Annotated in this window: 25 protein-coding genes; 12 read left to right on the top strand and 13 right to left on the bottom strand. The window is 65.0% G+C overall.

All coding sequences use genetic code 11. The features are described 5' to 3' along the window. Positions 1-115 precede the first annotated feature (115 nt). Complete coding sequence (gene pobA, locus DW352_RS07550) at positions 116-1,282, top strand: 4-hydroxybenzoate 3-monooxygenase (protein ID WP_115694288.1); 1,167 nt, start codon at positions 116-118, stop codon at positions 1,280-1,282. Between the two features lie 135 nt (positions 1,283-1,417). On the opposite strand, the gene DW352_RS07545 is transcribed toward pobA, so the two are convergent. Further along, entirely contained in the window at positions 1,418-2,770 is a 1,353-nt protein-coding gene (locus DW352_RS07545) for a peptide MFS transporter (protein ID WP_115694287.1), read from the bottom strand. 124 nt (positions 2,771-2,894) lie between these two features. On the opposite strand from DW352_RS07545, the gene DW352_RS07540 reads away from it, so the two are divergent. Beyond that, complete coding sequence (locus DW352_RS07540) at positions 2,895-3,863, top strand: Bug family tripartite tricarboxylate transporter substrate binding protein (RefSeq protein ID WP_162826838.1); 969 nt, start codon at positions 2,895-2,897, stop codon at positions 3,861-3,863. A 98-nt stretch (positions 3,864-3,961) separates the two neighbouring features. Further along, positions 3,962-4,459 carry a hypothetical protein gene (locus tag DW352_RS07535; protein WP_115689974.1) on the top strand — a complete coding sequence of 166 codons (498 nt, stop codon included), beginning with the start codon at positions 3,962-3,964 and terminating at the stop codon, positions 4,457-4,459. A 281-nt stretch (positions 4,460-4,740) separates the two neighbouring features. On the opposite strand, the gene parE is transcribed toward DW352_RS07535, so the two are convergent. Then, positions 4,741-6,792, bottom strand: coding sequence for a DNA topoisomerase IV subunit B (gene parE / locus DW352_RS07530; protein ID WP_115689972.1), 2,052 nt, complete (start codon positions 6,790-6,792; stop codon positions 4,741-4,743). Between the two features lie 246 nt (positions 6,793-7,038). On the opposite strand from parE, the gene DW352_RS07525 reads away from it, so the two are divergent. After that, positions 7,039-8,151 (top strand): AI-2E family transporter, encoded by a 1,113-nt coding sequence (locus tag DW352_RS07525; RefSeq protein WP_115689970.1) that lies wholly within the window; start codon positions 7,039-7,041, stop codon positions 8,149-8,151. Between the two features lie 89 nt (positions 8,152-8,240). Continuing rightward, a complete protein-coding gene (locus DW352_RS07520) occupies positions 8,241-8,774 on the top strand; it encodes a DedA family protein (RefSeq protein ID WP_115689968.1) in 534 nt (177 codons plus the stop codon). Between the two features lie 62 nt (positions 8,775-8,836). Here DW352_RS07520 and DW352_RS07515 read toward each other — a convergent pair whose 3' ends face one another. Further along, the gene (locus tag DW352_RS07515) at positions 8,837-9,379 is read right to left on the bottom strand and encodes a GlcG/HbpS family heme-binding protein (protein ID WP_115689966.1); all 543 of its coding nucleotides are present in this window, start codon (positions 9,377-9,379) and stop codon (positions 8,837-8,839) included. Positions 9,380-9,669: 290 nt separating this feature from the next. Between DW352_RS07515 and DW352_RS07510 the strand changes: the two genes are divergently transcribed. From DW352_RS07510 to DW352_RS07490, 5 genes are all read left to right on the top strand, one after another. After that, a complete protein-coding gene (locus DW352_RS07510) occupies positions 9,670-10,635 on the top strand; it encodes an MBL fold metallo-hydrolase (RefSeq protein ID WP_115689964.1) in 966 nt (321 codons plus the stop codon). 262 nt (positions 10,636-10,897) lie between these two features. Further along, complete coding sequence (locus DW352_RS07505) at positions 10,898-11,059, top strand: Flp family type IVb pilin (protein ID WP_115689962.1); 162 nt, start codon at positions 10,898-10,900, stop codon at positions 11,057-11,059. Positions 11,060-11,316: 257 nt separating this feature from the next. After that, entirely contained in the window at positions 11,317-12,387 is a 1,071-nt protein-coding gene (locus DW352_RS07500) for an asparaginase (RefSeq protein ID WP_115689960.1), read from the top strand. A 269-nt stretch (positions 12,388-12,656) separates the two neighbouring features. Beyond that, positions 12,657-13,715 (top strand): N-acetyl-gamma-glutamyl-phosphate reductase, encoded by a 1,059-nt coding sequence (argC, locus tag DW352_RS07495; protein ID WP_115689958.1) that lies wholly within the window; start codon positions 12,657-12,659, stop codon positions 13,713-13,715. Positions 13,716-13,813: 98 nt separating this feature from the next. After that, positions 13,814-15,439, top strand: coding sequence for an isovaleryl-CoA dehydrogenase (locus tag DW352_RS07490; protein ID WP_115689956.1), 1,626 nt, complete (start codon positions 13,814-13,816; stop codon positions 15,437-15,439). 11 nt (positions 15,440-15,450) lie between these two features. Here the strand turns inward: DW352_RS07490 and DW352_RS07485 are convergent, their stop codons facing one another. Beyond that, positions 15,451-15,849, bottom strand: coding sequence for an MAPEG family protein (locus DW352_RS07485; RefSeq protein ID WP_115694286.1), 399 nt, complete (start codon positions 15,847-15,849; stop codon positions 15,451-15,453). Between the two features lie 154 nt (positions 15,850-16,003). On the opposite strand from DW352_RS07485, the gene DW352_RS07480 reads away from it, so the two are divergent. Next, a complete protein-coding gene (locus DW352_RS07480) occupies positions 16,004-17,599 on the top strand; it encodes a 4-hydroxyphenylacetate 3-hydroxylase family protein (RefSeq protein ID WP_115689954.1) in 1,596 nt (531 codons plus the stop codon). 34 nt (positions 17,600-17,633) lie between these two features. Beyond that, positions 17,634-18,173, top strand: coding sequence for a flavin reductase family protein (locus DW352_RS07475; protein ID WP_115689952.1), 540 nt, complete (start codon positions 17,634-17,636; stop codon positions 18,171-18,173). A gap of 30 nt (positions 18,174-18,203) precedes the next feature. On the opposite strand, the gene DW352_RS07470 is transcribed toward DW352_RS07475, so the two are convergent. From DW352_RS07470 to DW352_RS07430, 9 genes are read right to left on the bottom strand one after another with little or no spacing between them, the layout of a single operon-like run. Next, positions 18,204-19,211, bottom strand: a complete 1,008-nt coding sequence (locus DW352_RS07470) for a Bug family tripartite tricarboxylate transporter substrate binding protein (RefSeq protein ID WP_210209945.1) — start codon at positions 19,209-19,211, stop codon at positions 18,204-18,206. A 2-nt stretch (positions 19,212-19,213) separates the two neighbouring features. Further along, positions 19,214-20,293 (bottom strand): aromatic ring-hydroxylating oxygenase subunit alpha, encoded by a 1,080-nt coding sequence (locus DW352_RS07465; protein WP_115689950.1) that lies wholly within the window; start codon positions 20,291-20,293, stop codon positions 19,214-19,216. Between the two features lie 4 nt (positions 20,294-20,297). Further along, positions 20,298-20,525, bottom strand: coding sequence for a recombinase-like helix-turn-helix domain-containing protein (locus DW352_RS07460; protein WP_115689948.1), 228 nt, complete (start codon positions 20,523-20,525; stop codon positions 20,298-20,300). 20 nt (positions 20,526-20,545) lie between these two features. Further along, positions 20,546-20,974 (bottom strand): RidA family protein, encoded by a 429-nt coding sequence (locus DW352_RS07455; RefSeq protein ID WP_210209944.1) that lies wholly within the window; start codon positions 20,972-20,974, stop codon positions 20,546-20,548. After that, a complete protein-coding gene (locus tag DW352_RS07450; protein WP_210209943.1) occupies positions 20,971-21,927 on the bottom strand; it encodes an MBL fold metallo-hydrolase in 957 nt (318 codons plus the stop codon). The genes DW352_RS07455 and DW352_RS07450 overlap by 4 nt, the downstream gene beginning before the upstream one ends. Before the next feature lie 15 nt (positions 21,928-21,942). Then, positions 21,943-23,007 (bottom strand): aromatic ring-hydroxylating oxygenase subunit alpha, encoded by a 1,065-nt coding sequence (locus DW352_RS07445; protein WP_115689946.1) that lies wholly within the window; start codon positions 23,005-23,007, stop codon positions 21,943-21,945. A 13-nt stretch (positions 23,008-23,020) separates the two neighbouring features. Further along, the gene (locus DW352_RS07440) at positions 23,021-23,248 is read right to left on the bottom strand and encodes a recombinase-like helix-turn-helix domain-containing protein (protein WP_115689944.1); all 228 of its coding nucleotides are present in this window, start codon (positions 23,246-23,248) and stop codon (positions 23,021-23,023) included. Continuing rightward, positions 23,245-23,589, bottom strand: coding sequence for a hypothetical protein (locus DW352_RS07435; RefSeq protein WP_115689942.1), 345 nt, complete (start codon positions 23,587-23,589; stop codon positions 23,245-23,247). The genes DW352_RS07440 and DW352_RS07435 overlap by 4 nt, the downstream gene beginning before the upstream one ends. 24 nt (positions 23,590-23,613) lie before the next feature. Continuing rightward, positions 23,614-24,600 carry a PDR/VanB family oxidoreductase gene (locus DW352_RS07430; RefSeq protein ID WP_210209942.1) on the bottom strand — a complete coding sequence of 329 codons (987 nt, stop codon included), beginning with the start codon at positions 24,598-24,600 and terminating at the stop codon, positions 23,614-23,616. Positions 24,601-24,604: the final 4 nt, after the last annotated feature.

The raw sequence follows: 24,604 nt of genomic DNA, 5'->3' as shown, positions 1-24,604 counted from the left end.
TCGGGTGGACAGCGCGGCTAGTGTCCGCGGCCAAGAAACACCGGCCGCGCGATAACGGGCGAGAGCGCCGGCGGCCGCAGGGAGACGGATCATGGCGGCAGGCACCGAAGGCAAATTGCGCACGCAGGTGGGCATCATCGGGGCGGGGCCGGCCGGGCTCATGCTGGCGCGCCTGTTGCGCCTCGCCGGCATCGACTCGATCATCATCGAGAACCGCAGCGAAGAGTACATCTACAATCGCATCCGCGCCGGGCTCCTGGAGCACTGGTCGGCCGATGTGTTGACCGAGATCGGCGTCGGCGAGCGCATGGCGCGCGAGGGCGTGCTGCACTGGGGCAACTACATCGGCATCAACGGCGAGCTGCACCGGCTCGATTTCCAGAAGCTCGTCAACAAGCGCGTCACCATCTACGGCCAGCAGGAGGTGGTGAAGGATCTCGTGGCGCGCCGCCGCGCCGACGGCGGCGACCTGTTGTTCGAGGTCGACGATGTCAGCGTGCACGACATCACCTCGGAGCGGCCGACGATCCGCTTCACGCACGAGGGCAAGGCGAAGGAGATCGCATGCGATTTCATCGCCGGCTGCGACGGTTTCCACGGCATCTGCCGGCCGAGCTTCCCGGAAGGCGTGCTCAAGGTGTTCGAGCGGGAATATCCGTTCGGCTGGGTCGGCATCCTTACCGAGAGCCCGCCGCCGGACCACGAACTGATCTACAACTACACCGACCGCGGCTTCGCGCTTTACACCATGCGCTCGATGTCCGTGGCGCGGCTGTATCTGCAGTGCGACCACGACGACGACATCGCCAACTGGCCGGACAACCGCATCTGGGACGAACTGCACACGCGGCTCGGCGGCGCGCGCGAACTCAAGGAAGGCAAGATGCTGCAGAAGGGCATCACGCCGATGCGCAGCTTCGTCGCCGAACCGATGCAGTACGGCCGCCTGTTCCTGGCCGGCGACGCCGCGCATATCGTGCCGCCGACCGGCGCCAAGGGCATGAACCTCGCCTTCGCCGACGTCGTGTTCATGTCGCGCGCCTTGTCGGCCTTCTACAAGAACAAGCGCACCGATCTGATCGAGAATTATTCCGCGACGTGCCTGCGGCGCGTGTGGAAGGCGCAGCGCTTCTCCTGGTGGATGACGCAGATCATGCACCGCTTCCCGGACGAGACCGCGTTCGACCATCGCCGCCAATTGGCCGAGCTCGATTACCTGACGAGTTCGGAGGCCGCCTCGACGTCGCTGGCCGAGCAGTATGTCGGCCTGCCGATGGACTAAGAAGCCATCTGAATTGGAGTGTAGGCTTCTCCGCCGTCATGGCCGGGCTTGTCCCGGCCATCCACGTTCTTGTTCCGGCCTTAAGACGTGGATGCCCGGCACAAGGCCGGGCATGACGACAAGAGTGGCGATGGACTAACCCTTCAGCACGTCGCGCAGGGGGCGGGTAAGTAGGGCGATGACGAGGCCGGCGGCGCCGGAGAGCGCGGCGAGCAGCAGGAAAAAGCTGCCGTGGGTCATGCTCGACCACAACGTGCCGAGATAACCGGCGAGAAAATTGCCGGCGAAGCTGGTCGCCAGCCACACGCCCATCAGCATCGATAGCAGCGAAGTGGGCGCGACCTTGGTCACCAGCGACAGGCTGGTGGGCGAGAGATAGATCTCGCCGACGGTGAGGACCGCGAAGAAGCCCAGAAGCCAGAGCCAGCTCGCCTGGCCGCCGCCCGTATCGGTGGCCGCGGCGTACATGACCAGCCAGGACGCCGCGTTGAGCAGACAGCCGATGGCGAGCTTCGTCACCGTCGAGGGCTCGCGCGCGCCCTGGCGCCGCCAAAGAGCGAGGATGAACGGCGTGAACACGAAGATCATCAGCGGATTGAAGGATTGAAACCAGGTGACTGGAATGTCGAAAGCCAACAGCAGCAGATCGATGTGGCGGTCGGTCTGCTGGTCCGCCCACAAGGTGATCGTGTTGCCCTGCTGTTCGTAGGTCGCCCAGAAGAGGCTGACCGGCAGGAACAGGATGAGCAGCGCAATGATAGCCCGCCATGACTGCGCGTCCAGCGGCGGCGATGCATCGCGCTTGGCAAAGGCGTCGGGCGGCAGGTAGGGCGTGGCGAAGAGATAGATGACCAGCGAGAGCGTCATGCCGACGCCCGCGGCGGCGAAGCCGTAGTGCCAGCCGTAAAGCTCGCCGAGCGTGCCGCAGATGAAGGGCGTGAGGAATGCGCCGAGATTGATGCCGACGTAGAAGATGGAGAAGGCGCGGTCGCGGCGCGGATCGCCTTGCGCGTAGAGGGCGCCGACCTGCGTCGAGATGTTCGGCTTGAACGCGCCATTGCCGAGGATCAGCACGCCGAGCGCGAACAGAAACAGAGGCTCGAAGGCCATCATGAAATGGCCGACCGCCATCAAGGCCGCGCCGGCGAGCACCATGCGGCGCTGGCCGAAGACGCGGTCGGCCAAAAGCCCGCCGGCGATCGGCGTCAGGTAAACGAGGCCGGCGTAGAAGCCGTAGATCTGCGAGGCGAAAGGTTGGGCAGCGAGTGGGCCGAAGACGACTTCGAGCGCCTGCTTGAAGGCGGCCAGGCCCCAGACCTGCGCCATGCGCTCAGGATCGAGCAGATGCTTGAGCATGTAGAGTACGAGCAGCGAGCGCATCCCGTAATACGAGAACCGCTCCCACATCTCGGTGGCGAACAGGTAGGGCAGGGCACGCGGATGGCCCAGCACCTCTCGGGCAACCGCGGTCGGCTGATTTGCGCGCATTGAAAACGACGTCGGCAGCATGGGGCTAACCCGGCCCTGCGGCGAGATTAGCATTTCCGCCGGCTGCGTCATCGGTGTAGTCTCCCCGCCAAGTCCGACACAGGACGCAAAGGTGGAAACGACAATGACGAGACGACGTATTTTGGCCTGCGCGCTGGGTGGCCTGCTGCTGGCCGCCACGGGGGCTGCGGCGCAGGATTATCCGACCCGGCCGATTCGCTTTATCGTGGGGTTCGCCGCGGGCGGCGGCAACGACTTGTTCGCCCGGCTGGTCGTGGCCAAGTTTCAGGAACAGACCGGCTACACCGCCGTGGTCGAAAATAAGGCCGGCGCTGGCGGCCGCATTTCGTCCGAATACGTCGCCAAGCAGGCGCCGGATGGCTACACGGTGCTCGTCGGCGCCACAGGGCAGATGTCGATCGCCTCGGCGATTTATCCGAACCTCAATTATAACGCGGTCACGAGCTTCATCCCGCTCAACATGATCGCGTCATTCCCCCTGGTTATGACGGTGCCGGCCAATCATCCCGCCAAGACCGTGAAGGAACTGGTGGAGTGGGCGAAGGCGCATCCGGACAAGGCGAATTATGGTTCGTCGTCGCCGGCCTTCACGATCACCACCGAGTTGTTCAAGCTCAAGACCGGCGCGCCGGCGGTGGCGATTCCGTTCAAGAGCAGCAATGCCTCTGTGCTGTGCGTGATGGCAGGCGACTGTCTGCTGACCATCGGCGACGGCCCGCCGGCGATTCCGTTGATCACGAGCGGTAAGGTTCGTGCGCTCGCCGTGACCGGCAGCGAGCGTTCGCCGGAACTGCCCGACGTGCCGAGCATGGCGGAGGCGGGCTATCCGGACGTGAACATCAAGTTGTGGAGCGGCTTCTTCGTCCCGGCCGGGACGCCTGCGCCGATCGTGCAGAAGCTCACCGCCGATCTTGGTCGGGCGCTGGCGGATCCGGCGGTCCAGAACGGCCTCAAGAAAATGGCGACGACGCCCGGCGGACCGACCGGCGATGCGTTCAAGAAGGTCATCGAGGCCGACATCAAGTCGTTCTCCGATGTCGTGAAGGCGGCCAATCTGAAGTTCGACGAATAGTCTCATACAATTGTCTTAGGGACAGCGCCGCGTACCGATTGCCGGTACGCGGCGCGCTGCTATGGTGCTCCCCGTTCTTGCCGCAGGGGAGTAAGTGAGTGCGTCTGCTGGTTGCGGTATTGCTGTGTTGTGCTGCGTTCGTTTCGCCTGCCGCTGCCCAGACGGAGCAGCAAACCGAGTCCTCCGAAGCCGCCAAGGCCCAGCCGGAAACGCTGGAGGAACTCTATAAGCAGCTCGATTTGTTCGGTGCCTGGGCGGCCGATTGCACGCAGGCGCCATCGCCCGCCAATCCGCACGTCAACATCGCATCGCCTGCCGAAGGCCTCGTGATCGAGTTGCACGATCTCGGGCCGGGCTACGCCGCGAACCAATACAGCGTCCTTACCGCCAATCCGCAGAGCGGCAATCGTCTGACCGTCGAGATGTTGTTCCAGCCGGGCGCGCCGAACGAGGAGCGTCAGACGCTGGTCTTCCAGTTGGGCAACGGGACCCGCCGCACCATGTTCAACCAGCCGCAGGGTGGGGCACCGCGGGTGAAGGACGGTGTCGTCGTCGGCCGTAACATCAAGACGCCGACGCTGAAGAAGTGCCTGTAGGATATGCAAAGGCGCGCTAACGTGCGCCGCACTTGCTCCAGTTTTCCCCACGGTCATTGCCGGGCTCGACCCGGCAATCCACGACGCCGTGCATCGCGGCACAACCGAACGTACGGCTCCTATGCATGGAGACTCGTCATGGATGCCCGGGTCAAGCCCGGGCATGACACTGTGCGCGTGGTGTCGCCGAAGCCACGTGCTCGATCTCCGCGACGTGCCGGCGGGGACCCAGACGCTGCCGTCTAGCGAGAGGCCACGGCGTACGGTCCCGGGCGTGAAGCCTACACGTCCAGCAGTTCTTCCGCCGCGAACTCTGCCTTTTCCTGGATGAATTCGAAGCGCGCTTCGGCCTTGTTGCCCATCAGCCGCTCGACCGCGGTATCGGTCGGTTTGCGCTCTTCCTCGACGAGCTTGACGCGGAGCAGTGTGCGCTTGCTCGGATCCATGGTCGTCTCTTTGAGCTGCGCCGCCATCATCTCGCCGAGGCCTTTGAAGCGGGAGACCTCGACCTTGGCGTTGGCATTGAACTCGCTCTTGAGCAGCACGTCCTTGTGCGCGTCGTTGCGCGCATAGGCGATCTTGCCGCCGTGCTGCAGCCGATAGAGCGGCGGCACCGCGAGATAGAGCCGGCCAGAGTCGATCAGTTGCGGCATCTGCCGGTAGAAGAACGTGATCAGCAGCGAAGCGATGTGCGCGCCGTCGACGTCGGCGTCGGTCATGATGATGACCTTCTCGTAGCGCAGATCGTCGGTCTTGAAGTGGGAGCCGGTGCCGACGCCGAGCGCCTGGATCAGGTCGGCGAGCTGGGCATTCTGCGCCAGCTTGTCCTTGCCGGCCGACGCGACGTTGAGGATCTTGCCGCGCAGCGGCAGCACCGCCTGGGTGCGGCGATCGCGCGCCTGCTTGGCCGAGCCGCCGGCCGAGTCACCTTCGACGATGAAGATTTCCGAGCCTTCGGACGCCGAATTGGTGCAGTCGGCGAGCTTGCCGGGCAGGCGCAGCTTGCGCACCGCGGTCTTGCGGGCGATGTCCTTTTCCTGACGGCGGCGGATGCGTTCGTCGGCGCGCTCGATGATGAAGTCGAGCAGCTTGTTGGCCTGCATTGGATTGCCGGCGAGCCAATGGTCGAACGGATCCTTGATCGCCTGCTCGACGACGCGCTGCGCTTCGGCGGTCGCGAGGCGGTCCTTCGTCTGGCCCTGGAATTCCGGCTCGCGGACGAACACCGACAGCATGCAGCCGACGCCCGTCATCACGTCTTCGCTGGTGACCGGTCCGACCTGCTTCTCCTTGCCGACACGCGCGGCGTGGTCCTTCAGGCCGCGCAGCAGGGCGGAGCGCAGGCCGGACTCGTGCGTGCCGCCATCGGGCGTCGGCACCGTGTTGCAGTAGGAGTTGATGAAGCCGTCGGTGTCGGCGGACCAGGCGACCGCCCATTCGACGGCGCCGGCGCGGCCGGCCTTGCCGGACGAGCCGGTGAAGATATCCGGATGCACCAGCGTCGCGCCTTCGAAGCTGGTGGCGAGATAGTCCTTCAGGCCTTCGGCGAAGTGGAACGTCGCTTCCTCGGGCACGTCGCTGCCGTGCAGCAGCTCCGGCGCGCAATGCCAGCGGATCTCGACGCCGCCGAACAGATAGGCCTTCGAGCGCGACATCTTGAACAGGCGCTCGGGCTTGAAGTGCGCCTTGGCGCCGAAGATCTGCGGGTCGGGCTTGAAGCGCACGCGCGTGCCGCGCTTGTTCGGCGCGCGGCCGACTTTCTCGAGCTTGCCCTTGGGATGACCGCGCTCGAACGCCATGTGGTACTGCGTCTGCTCGCGCCAGACGTCGACCTCCAGCCGCTCCGAGAGCGCATTGGTGACCGACACGCCGACGCCGTGCAGACCGCCGGAGGTCTCGTAGACCTCAGAGTCGAATTTGCCGCCGGCGTGCAGCGTGCACATGATCACTTCCAGCGCCGACTTGTTCTTGAACTTCGGATGGTTGTCGACCGGCATGCCGCGGCCGTTGTCGGTCACCGAGACAAAGCCGTCCTTGTCGAGTTCGACGTCGATCCAGTCGGCATGGCCGGCGAGGGCCTCGTCCATGGCGTTGTCGATCACCTCGGCGAAGAGGTGGTGCATCGCCTTCTCGTCGGTGCCGCCGATATACATGCCGGGGCGCCGCCGCACCGGCTCGAGCCCCTCCAGCACCTCGATGTGCTTGGCCGAATAGCCGCCGTCTCCCGCTCCCCGCGCCGGCTTGTTCCGGGAGGCGGGGGTCGCCTTGTCCCCGCCAGCTGCGAACAGGTCGGGGTTTTGGGCGTTTTTCTTGTTGGTTGCAGACTTGGCCATTCCAAACCTTCAGATAGGAGCGTCGCGAATCACTTGCCACCCACTATGCCACGCCGCGCCGGGCGGGCGTTCATCGCGGGGAGGGGGTGTCTGCCCGGGGGCCAAGGCAAGAGCAAGGCAGCCCGTGGATAGCCGGCGGCCGCATGCTATAGGGGGCAGCGGGGGCCGTGCCCTCTTTCCGCCGCAACCAAAGCGGCCGGGCCGTGTTAATGCGGGGCCTCTCCCGAGGCGACCAAGGAACAGACGATGGATGCCCCCAGTGCGGTGAGAGGCCAGCGGTCGAATGGCCTGGATGACACGCCGTTGCGGCGCGATCCGTGGGCCTTTGCCACCCAGCTGGCGCTGATCGGTATTTTCATCCTGCTGTTCATCGGCTTCCTCCAGCTGGCCCGGTTTGTCTTCCTCCCGGTCGTCGCCGCCGCGGTCATCGGCATCCTGATGGGGCCGATTTCCGACCGGGCGGCCGCGCGCGGGGTGCCGCAGCCGCTGAGCGCGCTGCTTCTCGTCCTCCTGCTGGTCGGCATTCTGTCGCTTCTGATCCTGGTTCTCGCCGCCCCGGTATCGGACTGGGTCGGCAAGGCGCCGGAGATCGGCGCCCGGCTCAAGGACAAGCTGTGGCTGCTCGATTATCCGATCCAGGCCATGCGTGACCTGCGGGACGTGCTCAATCCCGGCGGCGACCATTCGGCGCCGCTCGATTTCGGCATTTCGAACCTGATCCAGCCGGCGCTCGGCCTGCTCACGCCGGCCATCGGTTTTGTGACGCCGGCCATCGGGCAACTGCTGATCTTCCTCGGCACGCTGTTCTTCTTCGTCTCCGCGCGCGTGCAATTGCGGCGCGGCATCGTGCTCTTGCTGCCCAACGGCGATGCGCGCCTGCGCGGCTTGCGGGTCATCCACGACGCCGAAGCAAATCTCACGGCCTATTTCGCAACCGTCAGCGTCATCTACTTCGCCGAAGGCGTGCTCGTCGCGTTGGCCTCGTCGATCATCGGCTTGCCCAATGCGGTGGCGTGGGGCGCGCTGACCTTCGTGCTCAGCTTCATCCCCTACCTTGGGCCGGGCGCCGTCATTATTATTCTGTTCAGCGTCGGGGTCATTCATTTCCCCTCGATCACGCACGCGCTGATCGCCCCGATCGTCTACATCGTGATGGCGACGGTCGAAGGCAACTTCATCACGCCCGCGGTGGTCGGGCGGCGGCTGACGCTGACACCGCTGGCGGTCTTTCTGTCGCTGGTGTTCTGGGCATGGCTGTGGGGACCGATCGGCGCATTTCTGGCGACGCCGCTGCTGACGATCGGCCTGGTGGTCGCCGGTCAGCTCTTTCCGAGCGACAAGCCGGTGCTGCCGGAGTGAGGGCTCGGACAAAATGCCGCCCGCGCTGGCACGCCCGACGGCGGCGCGTTAGATAGGCCTCCAGGCGCGGGACGCGACGCACGATTTCAATGGAAGCCATCCACCTCTACTTCGAACACGTCGTCGACTTTGCGCGCCAGAACGCAGCCTGGGCGCCGGCGGTGATGTTCGCGCTTGCCTTCGCGGAGTCGCTCGCCTTCATCTCGCTGCTGGTGCCGGCCTGGGGCGCCTTGGTGGCGATCGGCGCGCTCATCGGCACGAGCGGCATCAGCTTTTGGCCGGTGTGGATCGGCGCCGCGCTCGGCGCGGCATGCGGCGACTGGCTTTCCTACTGGATAGGCCAGAAGCTCGAATACTCCGTCGCGCATATGTGGCCGCTGTCGCGCCATCCCCAATTGATCCCGCGCGGCGAAGCTTTCGTGAAGAAGTGGGGCGCGCTCGGCATTTTCATCGGCCGCTTCTTCGGTCCGCTGCGCGCCGCGGTGCCGCTGGTCGCCGGCATTTTCGAGATGCCGTATTGGCGCTTCCAGTTGGCGAATTTCAGCTCGGCCTTCGTCTGGGCGGCCGTGCTTTTGACGCTCGGCGACGGCATTTCGAAAGTATGGGCCTGGGCGGCGAGCTGACGGCCACGGTGAAAAGCCCCGCCGACGGCATCGGCGGGGCGGGGTGTTGACACAGCAATCCGCTATTTCAGCGCTGCGGCACCGGCCTGTGAGATCGTGTCGTCCTGCGATCCGGTCCCACCGGAAACGCCGATCGCGCCGACGATCTTGCCGTTCACGATGAGCGGATTGCCGCCGCGCGAAGCGATCACATCATCCAGAGTCGCGAGGTAAGTGAAGTAGTTGCCCTTGGCCATGAGGCGTTCGAAGACCAAGGTCGGCCGGCGATATTTCGCGGCCGTGCGGGCCTTATGCGCCGACACCGTCACGGAAGCGTATTGGCAGTTATCGCCTTTCTGGAAATAGACGAGATCGCCGCTCGGGCTGACAATGGCGATGCAGAATGCGCCATTCCATTTGCGGTTGGTCTCTTCCGCCGCCGCGGCCGCCGCTACTTTCTTCGCGGTATCGAGATTGATCGGTTCGCCGTAAGGCATCGTGAACGGCACCGTATCGGGCACGTTTTCATTCGGGTTGTTCGGATCGGCCGGCACTTGAGCCAATGCCGTCGTGACGCAGATGGCGACGAGGCTGAGCGCAGCGGCCGGTGTGGTGAAACGACGCATCTATTCCTCCCCAAACTTTTTGTTATGCCGGTTGGTGTGACCGGCCTGTTCGTACCCGTTAGCGACGTGTCGCGGTCTCGGGCACGTGACGCTATCGCGTCGCTCTCTCGGGGCGCCGTAAAATCGTTGTAAAAGCTGTGGTCAGATACAGGTCTTAGTATCGACGTCTTCACGCCGATTTCAACGCGCGAAAGAGGAATAGGCAGTAAGCACGTTGTTGGCGGCGGGACGCGACGCGCGCCGTCGCCCGGCTATCGGAATCTCAAAACCCAGAAACGCTGGAGGATCTCATGCAGATCGATCGTCGTTCGGCCCTGTTGGGCACCGCCGCTGTCGCGGCGGCAGGTTTGCCATCCTTATCGCCGGCGCATGCACAGAGCGCTGATAACGGCATAACGGGCGTTTATCGGTACAAGTTCGGTGATGGCGAGATCGTGCAGGTGTTCGACGGTTCGCGCACCTTTCCGATGCCGGACAACTTCGTCGCCAACGTCGCGAAGGATCAGGCCGCGGCGGCCTATGAGGCGCTGTATATGCCAAAAGGGCAGGTGACGATCACCTTCAGTCCGTTGGTCGTGAAGTCCGGCGGTAAGACCATCGCAATCGATACCGGCAACGGGCTCGGCGCGTTTGCGGCCACCAAGGGCGCCGTCGGTAATATGCGTGCCAACATGGCGGCGGCCGGCATCGATCCGAAGTCCGTCGATATCGTGCTGATCTCGCATTTCCACGGCGATCACATCGGCGGCCTCAAGAATGCCGATGGCACACCGGCGTTTCCGAATGCCGAGATCAAAGTGCCCGCGGCCGAATGGGCGTTCTGGACGGATGAGGCCAACCAGAGCAAGGCCAACGCCGCCAACAAGGGCAACTTCGCCAATGTGAAGAAGACGTTCGACGGTCTCACGCCGACGCAATTCGAGGCCGGCAAGGAAGTCGCGCCCGGCATCGTCTCGGTTGCGACGCCCGGTCATACGCCGGGACATGTGTCCTTCATTCTCGGCGCCGGCTCAAAGCAACTGGCGGTGCAGGGCGACGTCACCAATCATCCGGGCGTGTTCATGCGCAATCCCGGCTGGCATCTGATGTTCGATAACGAAGCCGCCGTGGCGGAAGCGACGCGCCGCAAGCTCTACGACATGGCGCTCGCCGACAAGATGCCGGTCATCGGCTATCACTTCCCGTTCCCCTCGGCCGGCTATGTCGAGAAGGATGGCACCGGCTATCGGCTGGTGCAGGTGCACGCCCTGACCTGAGGGGCCTTTGAAAAAAATTTTGCGAAAGGCCGCCGGTCCCGGCGGCCTTTTTCATGTGGGACGGCCGCGCGCCGGCGCCGAAAATCCAGACAAGTCATGCGGTTCCATTATGCCGCCGATTTCCGGTAAATATTGTCCACAGGCACAACGTTAACGGGTTTATAGAAAAGTTATGTGATCGACGTAAGCATATTGAAATACCTCAATACTAACCTCCGAGTGTCAGGTTGATTGAGCACAACTGCTCTGGAGGTAAAAAACAATGTCTTCTGTCGCTCGTTTTCTGAAGTGCGAATCCGGCGCCACCGCGATCGAATACGGGCTGATCGCCGCCGGTATCGCCGTCGTCATCATCGGCACGCTGCAGGCGATCGGTACGAATCTGACCGCCAAGTTCGATCTCGTCAAAGACGGCCTCAAGTAAGAGAGGCTACCGTCGCGATGCGATGAGGGCCTGGAGGTTCGAATATCCAATCCTTTCATCTTGGACACATCGCGATCGGTGGGCCCTGGCAAGTGCACGCTCCCTGCCAGGGCCCATTTCTTTTTCCTGCGATCCTCGCAACGAGGCCGCTTCTATCGCGGCATTGAGCGCGCCTCTGCCCCTCATGCCGTTACTACTGCCGCTGCGCCGCGGCGTATTACGCTGACCCATCGCGCTTGAGCCTGTTGAGGTGAAGCATGGTCGCGGCAAGACACATTCTGCTCGCCTGCATTGTCGCGCTTGCTTTGGGCGGCGGCGGCTTACCCGTCCAGGCTCAGGCATTACCGCGTGTTGCTGTGCTGGCCACTGGCGGCACCATCGCTGGCAGCGGATCGGGCGGCGGCATCGGTTATCAAGCCGGCAAGGTAAGCGCGCAGGACCTGATCGCCGCGGTGCCCGGCATCGACAAGCTCGCGCAGATCTCGGCCGAACAGGTGTCCTCGATCGGCTCGCAGGACATGAACGATACCGTGTGGTTCACGCTGGCGCGCCGCATAGACGACCTCCTCGGTAAAGGCGAGGCCGATGCCGTCGTCGTCACCCATGGCACCGACACCATGGAGGAGACGGCCTTTTTCCTGGCCAACGTGCTCCGCACGGACAAACCGGTGGTGCTGGTTGGTTCGATGCGGCCGTCGACCGCGATCAGCGCTGACGGGCCGGCCAATCTCTATGAAGCGGTGAAGGTCGCGACATCCGACGGCGCCAAGGGCCGCGGCGTGCTGGTCGTGCTCAATGACACGATCCACGCGGCGCGTCTGGTGCAGAAGACCAACACCACCAGCGTCGAGACTTTCCAATCGCCGAACGGCGGACCGGCCGGTTACGTCGATCCGGCCTCGGTGCGGTTCGTTCAGCCGGTGGCGCCGCGCGCGACCAAGCTTTACACCTTGCCGGCGCAGCCACCGCTGCCGCGGGTCGAGATCGTCTATGCGCATGCCGGCATGGACGCCGCCGCCATCGACGACGCCGTCAAACGTGGCGCCAAGGGCATCGTGCTCGCCGGCGTCGGCGACGGCAATGCCAGCAAGGCGGCGATCGATGCCTTGGCCGCCGCCGCCCAACAGGGCGTCGTGGTGATCCGCGCCTCGCGCGTCGGCTCGGGCTTCGTCAATCGCAATGTCGAGGTCGATGACGACAAGCTCGGCTTTGCCGTCTCGCTCGATCTCAACCCGCAGAAGGCGCGGGTGCTCGCCCAGTTGCTCATCGCCAACGGCGTGACACAGCCGGCCGCTGTGCAGGAAGCGGTTGGGGCGGGCCGCTATTAAGGTGGCTCGTCCGCCGCGGCTCCGAGAGGGACCGTTGACCCGCCGCGGAACCCGCCCTATATCGCCGTCCATGACGACCGCGCTCCCAGCTCTGGCAGTCCGCCGCCGCCGTGCCACCCCGGCACGGGCGCGCCGCTAGTCGTCGTCACCCGTGCCGCCGGAGAGGGCGGTACTTGAACGTGACAGCCGTTTCCTTCATCCGGTAAGTCGAAATCGCTCCTTCGGGGGCAAGTGGGCCGGCTTTTGCCGGCGATGAAGGGAAGAAGACCATGGCCAGCAAAGCGAAAGTGGGCGTCCTCGGCGCCTCGGGTTACACCGGCTCCGAGCTGGTGCGCATGTTGCTGCGCCATCCGCGCGTCGAGATCGCGCTGCTGACCGCCGAGCGGAGCGCCGGCAAGCAGATGCGGGAGGTGTTCCCGCAGTTCTCGCCCTATGAGCTGCCGACTTTGGTCGCGCTCGAAAGCGTCGACTGGGCGGCGTCCGGCCTCGATCTGATCTTCTGCGCGCTGCCGCATGCGACCACCCAGAAGGTGATCAAGGCGATCTTCGCTGCGGCGCCGTCGGCGAAGATCGTCGACCTGTCGGCCGATTTCCGGCTCGCCGATACGGCTGCCTATGCCAAGTGGTACGGCCACGAGCACCTCGCGCCCGAGCTGCAGCAGCAGGCGGTGTACGGGCTGGTCGAGATCCACCGGCGCGACATCAAGAAAGCGCAGCTCATCGCCAATCCCGGCTGCTACACCAGCTGCGCCGAGTTGCCGCTGATCCCCTTGATCAAGGCCAAGGCCATCGAACTCGACGACATCGTCATCGACGCCAAGTCGGGCATGACCGGGGCAGGGCGCGCGGCCAAGGAAGCGATGCTGTTCTCGGAGGTGTCGGAAGGCTTCAACGCCTATGGCGTCGGCCATCACCGGCACATGGCCGAGCTCGACCAGGAATTCTCGCGCGCCGCCGGCAAGGAGGTGGTCGTCTCCTTCACGCCGCACCTGCTGCCGATGAACCGCGGCATCCTCTCGACCATCTACGTGCGTGGCCGGCGCGGCAAGACGCCGGAAGAACTTCACGAGATACTTTTGAAGTTCTACGCGAAGGAGCCGTTTGTCCACGTGCTGCCGTTCGGCGAGACGCCGCATACCCGGCACGTGCGCGGTTCCAACATGACTTTCATCGGCGTTGCCAAGGATCGCGTGCCGGGCAAGGCGATCATCATTGCGGCGTTGGACAACCTGGTGAAGGGCGCTTCCGGCCAGGCGATCCAGAACATGAACCTGGTCATGGGCTGGCCGGAGACGACCGGCATCGATCAGGTGGCGCTGTTTCCGTGAATCGGCGGCTGCACTAGGCTCCGTCTTTCCGGACTTCGCTTTCATATCTCTCCCCTGGCAGGGGGAGGGATAAGAAGCCCGGCACGACGGAGCATGTAATGTTCGACGTCCAGAACCAGCCGCCGCCGCTCGAGGGCTATAACCTGTTCGAGGGCGACGCCGTGTTGCGCGCGGCCGTGGCGCGCGAAGGAGCCGGTTGGGCGGAGCGCGATCTCGGCCAATTGGGCGCCACTTTCGGCAAGCCGACGACCCTAAACGCCGGCTTTGCTGCAAACAAATTTCCTCCACAACTCAATAGCTTCGACCGATTTGGTCATCGTCTCGATGAAGTTGAATTCCACCCGGCCTGGCACGAACTGCTGACGCTCGCGCTCGATGCCGGACTGCATTCGAGCCCCTGGGCTGACCCGAAGCCCGGCGCGCACGTCGCCCGCGCCGCCGGCACCTACATGCTGGCCCAGGTCGAGAGCGGCGTTTATTGCCCGATCGCCATGACCTACGGCTCGGTGCCGACCTTGCGCCAGTCGCCCGCCATCGCCGAGGCCTGGCTGCCGCTGATCTTTGGCCGCCGCTACGACAAGCGCTTCATGCCGGCGCGGGAGAAGAACGCCGTGCTGCTCGGCATGGGCATGACCGAGAACCAGGGCGGCTCGGACCTGCGCAGCAACGAGACCCGTGCCGAACCGGCGGGCGACGGCACCTTCCGTCTGCACGGCCACAAGTGGTTCATGTCGGCGCCGATGTGCGACGCCTTCCTGGTGCTGGCGCAAGCGCCGAAGGGGCTGAGCTGTTTCCTGATGCCGCGCTGGACCCCGGACGGCGTGCGCAACGCGGTGCACATCAACCGGCTCAAGGACAAGCTCGGCAACAAGTCCAATGCCTCGAGCGAGGTGGAGTTCTTCGGTGCCTATGCCGAGCTGATCGGCGAGGAGGGGCGCGGCATCCCGACCGTCATCGAGATGGCCAACTACACGCGCCTTGACTGCTGTATCGGTTCATCCGGCCTGATGCGGCAGGCGGTGGCGCAGGCCGTGCACCACGCGCGCTATCGCTCGGCCTTCCAGAAGAAGCTGATCGACCAGCCGCTGATGACCAACGTCCTTGCCGACATGGCGCTCGAATGCGAGGCGGCGACCGTGCTGACCATGCGCCTCGCGCGGGCCTATGACGAGAGCGACGAGGCTTCGCTCGCCTTGCGCCGCGTGGTGACGCCGGCGGCGAAGTTCTGGATCTGCAAGCGCACGCCTTCTCTCACAGTCGAGGCGATGGAGGTGCTCGGCGGCTCCGGCTACATCGAGGAAAGCATCATGCCGCGGCTCTACCGCGAGGCGCCGGTGAACTCGATCTGGGAAGGGTCCGGCAACGTCATGTGCCTCGATGTGTTGCGCGCGCTCGGCCGCACGCCGACCATCGGCGACGTGCTCAAGCGCGAATTGGACGACGGTGGCGACGCGCGGCTGAAGGCGTTCAATGCGCGGCTGTTCGCGCGGCTGACCGGCGCCGAGCGTAATGACGAGGCGCAGGCGCGCGCGCTGGTGCGCGCGCTGGTGCTGGCGTTGCAGGCGGCGCTGCTGGTCAAGCATGCACCGGCCGCTGTGGCCGATGCCTTCTGTGCCTCGCGGCTGTCGGGCGAGGAGGGGGGCGCCTTTGGCCTGCTGCCACGCGGTCTCGATATGCGGGCGATCGCCGAGCGCGCGGCGCCAGGTCTCGGCCCCGCCGCTTAAGATCGGCGCGCTCAGACGATCCCGAACACCGCCAGCGCCAGCACCGCCTGGCAGACGAAGCCGACGGCGAAGGCGAGCGTGCGCACGACCGGAATGCCGAGCGCGTAGACGATCGCGTGCGCCAGCCGCGCCCAGAAATAGACAGCGCAGGCAATCACCGTCGCCGGGGTCGAGTGGCCGATATTATCGAGGATCAGCACCAGCGGCGCGAAGATCACGAGATTGTCGACCGCATTCGTGTGCGCGAAGTACAGCCGCTGCGCCCAGGCCGACTGCGGTTTGTCGTCGCGCGAGGGGTTGGCCATACATCCCATCACGCCGCGTACCTTCATGCGGTCGAGAACATAGGGAAGCCACAACAGCCCGGTCAGGACGACCGTCAGCGTCAGCCACAGCAGTTCCTTCGTCATCTCCGGCGACTCCTTGCGCTCAAGCGAGACGGGCAACTCTAGGGGAAGCCTCCGCCGTTGCAAGCTGCGGACTTGTTGCCGACGTTCGCGGTGTCATACTCGCCTTCAAGACAGAAGAACCGCATTTCAGGGATAGGAAACACGGGAGGAGGCCATGAGCAACCGCGGCAATGCGGAGGCGTTCGCCGCCGCGCCGACCACCACGGGCAATGTCGCCGTCAGCCGGCCGCAGAACGGCGCGGAATACCTCGAGTCGTTGGACGACGGCCGCGAGGTCTTCATTTATGGCGAGCGGGTAAAGAAAGTCACCGCGCATCCCGCCTTCCGCAACACCTCGCGTATGGTCGCCCGTCTCTACGACGCGCTGCACGACGACAAGCACAAAGACAAGATCCTGGTGCCGACCGACACCGGCAACGGTGGCATGACCCATGCCTTCTTCAAGGCGCCGAAGACGCCCGAAGAGTTGCTCGCCGGCCGCACCGCCATCGCCGAATGGGCGAAGCTCACTTACGGCTGGCTCGGCCGCGCGCCCGACTATAAGGCGGCTTTCCTCGCGACGCTCGGCGCCAATGCCGACTTCTACGATCCGTACCAGGCGAACGCCAAGCGTTGGTACAAGTACAGCCAGGAGCGCGTGCCCTTCGTCAATCACGCCATCATCCATCCGCCGGTCGATCGCGACAAACCGCCGAACGAAGTCGCCGATGTCTGCTGTCACGTCGAGAAGGAGACCGACAAAGGCATCATCGTCTCCGGCGCCAAGGTGGTGGCGACCGGCTCGGTGCTGACCAACTACACCTTCGTGGCGCATCACGGCTTGATTCCGGTGCAGGACAAGAACTTCGCCGTCGTGTTCATGGTGCCGACCAATACGCCGGGCGTGAAGTTCATCTGTCGCACGTCGTACGAGATGCAGGCGACGGTGATGGGCTCGCCCTTCGACTATCCCTTGTCGAGCCGGGTCGACGAGAACGACGCCGTCTTCATCATGGACAAGGTGCTGGTGCCTTGGGAGAACGTGTTCGTGTACGGGGACGTCGAGAAGGCCAACAACTTCTTCCCGCGCACCGGCTTCCTGCCGCGCTTCGTCGTGCATGGCTGCACGCGGCTGGCCGTCAAGCTCGACTTCATCGCGGGACTGCTGCTCAAGGCCACGGAAGCCGCCGGCACCAAGGATTACCGTGGCGTGCAGGCCAATGTCGGCGAGGTGATCGCCTGGCGCAATCTGTTCTGGGCGCTGTCGGACGCCATGGTGCGCGATCCCAAACCCTGGATCGGCGGCTATCTGCTGCCCAACATGGACCCAGGCAACGCCTACGCCATCATCGCCACCATCGCTTATTCCAAGATCAAGTACATCATCGAGCAGACGGTGGCGTCCGGGCTCATCTACCTCAACTCGCATGCGAGCGACTTCAAGAATCCCGAGATCAGACCCTATCTCGATCGCTATATGCGCGGCTCCAACGGCTACAACGCCGAGGAGCGCGTCAAGCTCATGAAGCTCTTGTGGGACACTCTCGGCACCGAGTTCGGCGGGCGGCACGAGCTTTACGAGATCAATTACGGCGGCTCAACCGAGGAAATCAGGCGTTATTGCCTGTTCGGCGCCCAAGCCTCCGGCAATGCCGACCGGTTCAAGGGCTTCGCCGAGCAGTGCATGGCCGAATACGACCTGGACGGCTGGCGGGTGCCGGACCTTACGGATCCGGGCGAACTGAGCTATCACGTGGGCAGAGGCCCATAGTGGTGCGTGCGACCGGCGACCAGGACAGGACAGCATGAACGTACAGGGCGAGACCGCCTTCGACAGCAAATTGTTCCGGCGGGTGATGGGACGCTTCGCGTCGGGCGTGACGGTCATCACCACGGAGGTCGAGGGGGCGGTGCGCGGCATGACCGCCAACGCCTTCATGTCGGGCTCGCTGACGCCGCCTTTGTGCATCATCTCGGTCGCCAAGAAGGCGCGCATGCACGACGCGCTGCAGAACTCCGGCCATTTCGGCGTCAGCATCCTGGCGCAGGGGCAGGAGTCCGTCAGTCAGCATTTCGCCGGTCAGGGCGCGGCCGATCCCGATCTGTTGTTCGAGCACATGCACGGCATTCCGGTGCTGGCGCATGTGAGCGCGGCGATCGCGTCGAAGGTCGCTGCCGTTCACGACTGCGGCGACCACACGATCTTCATCGGCCATATCGTCGGCCTGCGCGACGACGAGCGCACGCCGCTTCTCTATTACGCGGGCAAGTACGCGGTGGTTCATCCCAAGAAGGAACTGCCGGCCGACCCGTCGATCGATTTTTGGGAACTGCCGCCGGAATAGGTAAGGGCGCCGGCAACGACCGGCGCTCCTCTACTGAATGGTGATATGCCGGCTCTTGATCACGCCGGCCCAGAGTTCGGTCTCGCGCTTGATGCGAGCCGCGAACACGTCCGGGCCCTCGATCATGACGCTCAGGCCTTGCGTCAGCAACTTTTCCTGCAAGGCGGGCGCGGTCAGCACGTCCTTGGTCACGGCAAAGAGCGCATCGCGCACGTCGGTCGGAATCGCCTTCGGCGCGAGCATGCCGTACCACGACGTCACGTCGATGCCCGCCACACCGGCTTCGGCCAAGGTCGGCACGTCGGGCACCAGCGGGCTGCGCGCCGCGGTGGTCATCGCCAGCGCCACGACGGTGTTGGCCTTGATGGAGGAGAGCGCCGCCGGCAGATTGGTGGCGAGCACGTCGATATGGCCGCCGAGCAGATCGCCGAGCGCTTGCGACGAACCACGATAAGGCACGTGGATCATGTCGACGCCGGTCTTCTCCTTGAGCAACTCCATTGCGAGGTGAAGCTGGCTGCCGACGCCCGGCGAGCCGTAGGTGATGCGGCCGCTCTTGGCTTTGGCGATGAGCTCCTGGATCGACTTAACGCCGAGCTGCGGCGCGACCACGATCACGTTCGGCGCGCTTGCCAGCATGGTGACCGGCGCGAAATCGCGTTCGACGTCGAACGGCAGATTGCTCATCAACGTCGGATTGATCGTGAGATTGCCCGCGGGGATCAGCAGCAGCGTCGTGCCATCCGGGGCGGCCTTGCGGACGGCCTCGATGCCGATATTGCCGGCGCCGCCGGTCTTGTTCTCGACGATGACCGTCACACCGCTGCGGGCCTGATATTCATGCGCCAGAAGCCGTCCGAGCACGTCGACCGGACCGCCGGCGCTGAACGGCACGATCAGCGTGATCGGCCGTTGCGGGAACGCCGCCGGCGTCGTCTCGGCGCCGGCCGGCAAGATCGGCAGCAGGGTGGTGGAGGCCAACAGGCCGAGCGCGGTACGGCGGCTCAGACGAGCCGCCGCCGAGGTATTCCCAGTCACGTTCAGAGTTTCCCTGCCTGCTGCAACTCGGTGAGCTGCATGCGCGCCTGCTGCGCCAGATAGCGCCGCATGCGGATGATGCCGGCATCGTGCTGGTAGAGCATCTCGTGCTTCTCGAGGCCCGGCTTCAGGCCGTCGAGGATTTCACGGTCTTGCTCGAGGACGTGCCAATGGCGCTCCTCGATGTTGGTCTTGTAGAGGAAGCGCCACACGTCGCGCTGCCAGCCCGAGACCTTGCGCACGCGCCAGAAGAACACGCACATCTTGTCCGTATCGATCGGCGTGCCGAAGCCGATGATGGCGAAGTTGCCGCCGGGACCGCCGGCCGGCGGGTAGGGGATTTCAAGGCGCACATAGAGCGCGTTGTCGTCGACGAGTTCGCTCCAGTCGAAGTTGACGTCGCGCTGGCCGGTCTTCTCGAAGAAGAAGCCTTTCGGCGTGTCGCGCGTGGCGAACTGCGCCTTGGTGTCGCCCTGGTACATGGTGTGCGAGACGGCGTGGAGATAGGTGCCGTGCATCGGGTCCATGAGGTTGTCGAAGGCATAGCGCCACGGCGTGCCCCAGTCCGCGTAGCACAGGAAGTTCGAGTATTCCGGCGAGGAGAGCTGCTCCGGCGGCGTGAACGGCGGCGCCTCTTCATGCAGGGCATCGCCGAACCAGACGAAGATCGCGTTGGCAAGCTCGAAGCTCGGATAGGTCTTCACCGCCTTCTTGCCTTCGAGCGGGCAGCCGGGCTGTCCCGGCACCGCCAGCACCTTGCCGTCGGGACCGACTTCGACGCCGTGGTAGTTACAGCGTAGGCGGTCACCCTCGTTGATGCCGCGCGACAGCGGCACCGCGCGGTGCGGACAGCGATCGGCTTGCACGCGGATGGTGCCCGTGGCGTCGCGCCAGAGCACGAGCTTCTCGCCGAGGCGGGTGATGCCGAGCGGCTTGCCGCCGGTCTCGACGAAGCGCGACGGCAAGATCGGATACCAGCGATTGCGCAGGCCGGTGCTGAGATAAGCCTGCACCTGCTGGTCGGTCGGCGCCGGCTTGGCCGGGGTGGTCGCGGCGGGGCGTTCGAGCGTGGTCGTGGCCATCGGATCAGGCTCCCAGTTCGCGCATCAGCGCGGTGAAATTCTCAGGCGTCCAGTCGGCGCCATTGGGCGGACGCACGCGCGTGCCGTTGAGACCGGCGACGACTTCGTCGAGTTCGCGCGCGCCTTTGACGAAGACGCTCTCGATCGCATTGGCGAGTTCCTTCTGCCACTGCGTCGGCTCGTGCGTGCGCGTCTGGTGCGGATCGAGAGAGGGATATTGATAGTCAGGCATGCGTGGCTCCTAACGTGCTCTTATTGTGTGGCGCCGTCCGAGGGCGTGCGCCGCGCGCCGATCACAGCGATCGCGTCGACCTCTACCAGAAGGTCCGGCGCGACCAGTTCATTGACGCCGATCAAAGTCGAACACGGCATCGGCTCGGCAAAGACCTCGCGCCGCGCTGCGCTGACCTCGGCCTTGCGGCTCATGTCGCGCAGATAAACCGTCAGCTTCACGACGCCTGCGGCGTCGCCACCGGCCGCCCGGATCAAAGCGAGCACACGCTTGAGCGCTTCGCGCGTCTGCTCCAGCACCGAGGCGCCGCCGACCGGACCTTGCGGCGAGCCGGCGTGCTGACCGGAAATATGAATTGTATCGCCGGCCAGCAAGCAGTTCGAGAATAGCCCCGGCGGCGGCTCGGGCACAGCCGGGGCCGTCACGTGGCGGATGGTCGGCGCGGTCACGGCTGCCCCCCGACCGTCGGCGTGTCGCCGACCGTGATCGTCATCAGATCGCGGCCGACCTGCAACGGACCGTCGTAGACGGTGCGCGTGCGGGCGATCAGATCGTCGACACGCGCGTCGCCGTTGAGGCCGATGTGGCTGTAGACGGCGAGCTTCGGCCGCGCCTCGGCGAACACCTGGCCGGCGGCCTCAGGCGAGGCGAGATGCTTGTAGATCGCCTGATAGGCAGGGACCTTCTGCAGCAGCGCATTGGGGATCACAGTCACGCAATGCACGAGCACGTCGGCGCCTTTGGCCTGGCGGACGACCTCCGCGCTGTAGCGGGTGTCGCCCGACAGGACGACGGCATGGCCGCCATATTCGATCTTGTAGCCGTAGGACGGCGTGACGAGCGGGCCGTGGTCGTTGAGGAAGGACGTCACCTTCACGCCATCGGCCTCGTACATCAGGCCCGGCGGCTTCTCATGCACGTCGAAGGCGATGCCGGCCTCGGGATCCTTTTCGTCTTCCTTGCGGATCTCGATGTCGCGCGTGAAGGCTTCGGTCAGACCTTTGGTCAGCTTGAGCAGACCCGGCGGCCCATAGATCGCCATTGCATGATTGCGCTGGCCGTAAGGCGGGCGCAGCCAGCCCGTCAGCCACAAATCGGGCAATCCGTTGAGATGGTCCGAATGAAAGTGCGTGAGGAAGTGGGCGTTGATGCTGCCGAAGGGGATGTGCAGCTGCGCGAGGCGGATGGTGACGCCGCGGCCGAAATCGAACACTAGTCTTTGGCTGCCGGCTTCGATCAAGGTGCTGTTGCCGAAGCGCTCCGGCGAGGGCACGGGCGTTCCGGTGCCGAGCAGCGTCACGCGGAAGACGCCGTCGGCCGCCATCGCCGGCGCGGCGCCGAAGAGCAGCGCCGCCAATAAGACGACCGACTTGACCTGCATCTTTCGCGTGAAGTCGAGCATTGCGGGTGTCCTGCCTTACAGTTTGCCCGCCGCCTGCAGGGCGGCGAGTTGCTTGCGTGTCTCCTGCGCCAGATGGCGGCGCAGGCGGATCAGGCCGGCGTCGTGCTGGTACAGCATCTCGTTCTTCTCGATGCCGGGCTTGCAGCCCTCCAGCATCTCGCGGTCCTGCTCGAGCACCGCCCAGTGCCGCGCCTCGATCTTGGTCCTGTAGAGGAAGCGCCAGGTATCGCGCTCCCAGCCCGACACCTTGCGCACGCGCCAGAAGAAGCAGGCGGTGTGGCTGTCGTCGATCGGCGTACCGAAGGAGATGATGGCGAAGTTGCCGCCGGGACCGGCCGAGGGCGGGTAGGGGATTTCGAGGCGCACGAACAGCGCGTTGTCGTCGACCAGTTCGCTCCAGTCGAAGTTGACGTCGCGCTGGCCTTCCTTCTCGAAGAAGAAGCCGGTCGGTGTGTCGCGGGTGACGAAGTGCGCCTTGGTGTCGCCCTGGTACATGGTGTGCGAGACGGCATGCAGAAACGTGCCGTGCATCGGGTCCATGTTGTTGTCGTAGAGGAAGCGCCAGTGCGTCTCCCAGTCGGCGTAGCACAGCATCTGCGAATATTCGGGCGCGACGAGCTGCGGCGGCGACACGAATTCGGCCGGTGTTTCGTTGAGCGCATCGCCGAACCACACGAAGATCGCGCCGGCGATCTCCTGCGACGGATAGGTCTTGACCGCCTTCTTGCCTTCGAGCGGGCAGCCCGGCTGGCCCGGCACCGCCAATACGGTGCCGTCGGGACCGACCTCGACGCCGTGATAGTTGCAGCGCAGGCGGTCGCCCTCGTTGATGCCGCGCGACAGCGGCACGGCGCGATGCGGGCAGCGGTCGGTCTGCACGCGGATGATGCCCTTGCCGTCGCGCCAGACGACCAGCGGCTCGCCGAGACGGGTCAGGCCGAGCGGCTTGTCGCCTATAGCGACCAGACGCGACGGCAGGATCGGCCACCAGCGGTTCCGGACGCCAGTGAGTAGTGCGCCCTGGATCTGCTGATCGGTCAGCGTGGGGGCGGTGGCCGGCGGCTTGGTGACGACGTTCATGATCTTGCTCCCGTCACGCCCCGAGTTCGCGCATCAGCGCCGTATACTTCTCCGCCGTCCAGTCGCCGCCGCCCGGCGGCCGCACGCGCGAGCCGTTGAGCCCCGCGATGAGTTCATCGAGCGACTGGCCGCCCTTGGCGAAGATGCCTTCGATCGCGGCGGCCAACTCCATCTGCCACGCGGTCGGCTCGGCCTCGCGCGTCTGATGCGCGCTCAGATAGGGATATTGATAGCGGCTCATGACTTGTCACCCCGCTGGTCGTCCCGCTTGGCTTGCCATTCGCGCTTCAGGCGCTCGCGCACCGGCACGAAGTCGTAGGTAGGGAAGAACTCTGTCGTGAACACGCCCCAGGCGCTGCGCTCGATTTCGATGTTGATCTTGTTGAGCAGGTGGGGCGGGAAGCGCAACGTCACGATCTGGCCGATGCCCATCGCCACGGTCCAGCTCACGACCTCGCAGCCTTCCGGCGGGAAGCGGTCCCACCAAGCCCGCTCGGCGAGCTTGCTTTGGATCTGATCGATGTTCTGCGACTGATCATGCTTGAGAAAGATCGTCAGCATGATCTTTTCTTCGTCGGCCATCGGATCGTCCTTTTTCGTCCTGCGTCAGATGTCGAGCACCAGCCGTCCGCTCTTCGCGCGCGACACGCAGGTCATCATCGTCTGATTGGCGGCGCGCTCGGACGACGACAGGATGCTGTCGCGGTGGTCGATGTCGCCGGAGATCACGCGCACCTCGCAGGTGCCGCAAATGCCTTGCTCGCAGGAGCGCGGGATATCGATGCCGGCTTCGGTGAGCACGTCGAGGATCGACTTATCGGGCGGCACCGTCACGGTCAGGCCGGAGCGCTCGCATACGACCTCGAACGCGCCGCTGACTTCGTCTTCCGGCCGCGCGCGCGGCGCGAACCACTCGAAATGCACGGTGCCTTCCGGCCACGCGGCGGTTGCTTCCTCGACCGCGAGCATCAGCTTCTCGGGGCCGCAACAGTAGATGACCGCGTCCTTCTCCACCGCGGTCAGCCGCTGCGCGACGTCGAGCCGCGTGCCGGCTTCGGACGCGTGCAGGGAGAGTTCGCCGCCGAGCTTCTTGATCTCGTTGAGGAACGGCGCGTCTTCGTTACGCTTGTTGCAGTAGAGCAGGGTGAAGGAGCCGTGCTTGGCGCTCACTTCGCGCATCATCGGGATGAAGGGCGTGACGCCGATGCCGCCCGCGACGAAGATGTAGTGCTTGGCCTCGACGAGCGGGAAATTGTTGCGCGGCGCGCTGACGGTGACGAGATCGCCGGGGCGGAGCTTGCGATGGACATAGCCCGACGACATGCCGCCCGAGACCGCGCGGATGCCGAGCCGGTAATGCGACAGGTCGTTGGGATCGCCGCACAGCGAATATTGCCGCAACGTGCCGTCGGGCAGCTTCAGATCGATATGCGCGCCGGGCTCGAACGCCGGCAATGCGCCGCCATCGGGCGCGGCGAGCTCGAGCGACAGCACGCCCGGCGCCTCCCAGATCAGCGCGCGTACGCGCGCCTCGAAGGTCTGTTCGCCCGCACGTGGTGCCGTCATGGTCACAGGCTCAGTCAACTCCGCCACGTCC

This window comes from Pseudolabrys taiwanensis (genome assembly GCF_003367395.1).
Lineage (GTDB): Bacteria > Pseudomonadota > Alphaproteobacteria > Rhizobiales > Xanthobacteraceae > Pseudolabrys > Pseudolabrys taiwanensis.
This window is presented reverse-complemented; position numbering and strand designations above follow the sequence as displayed.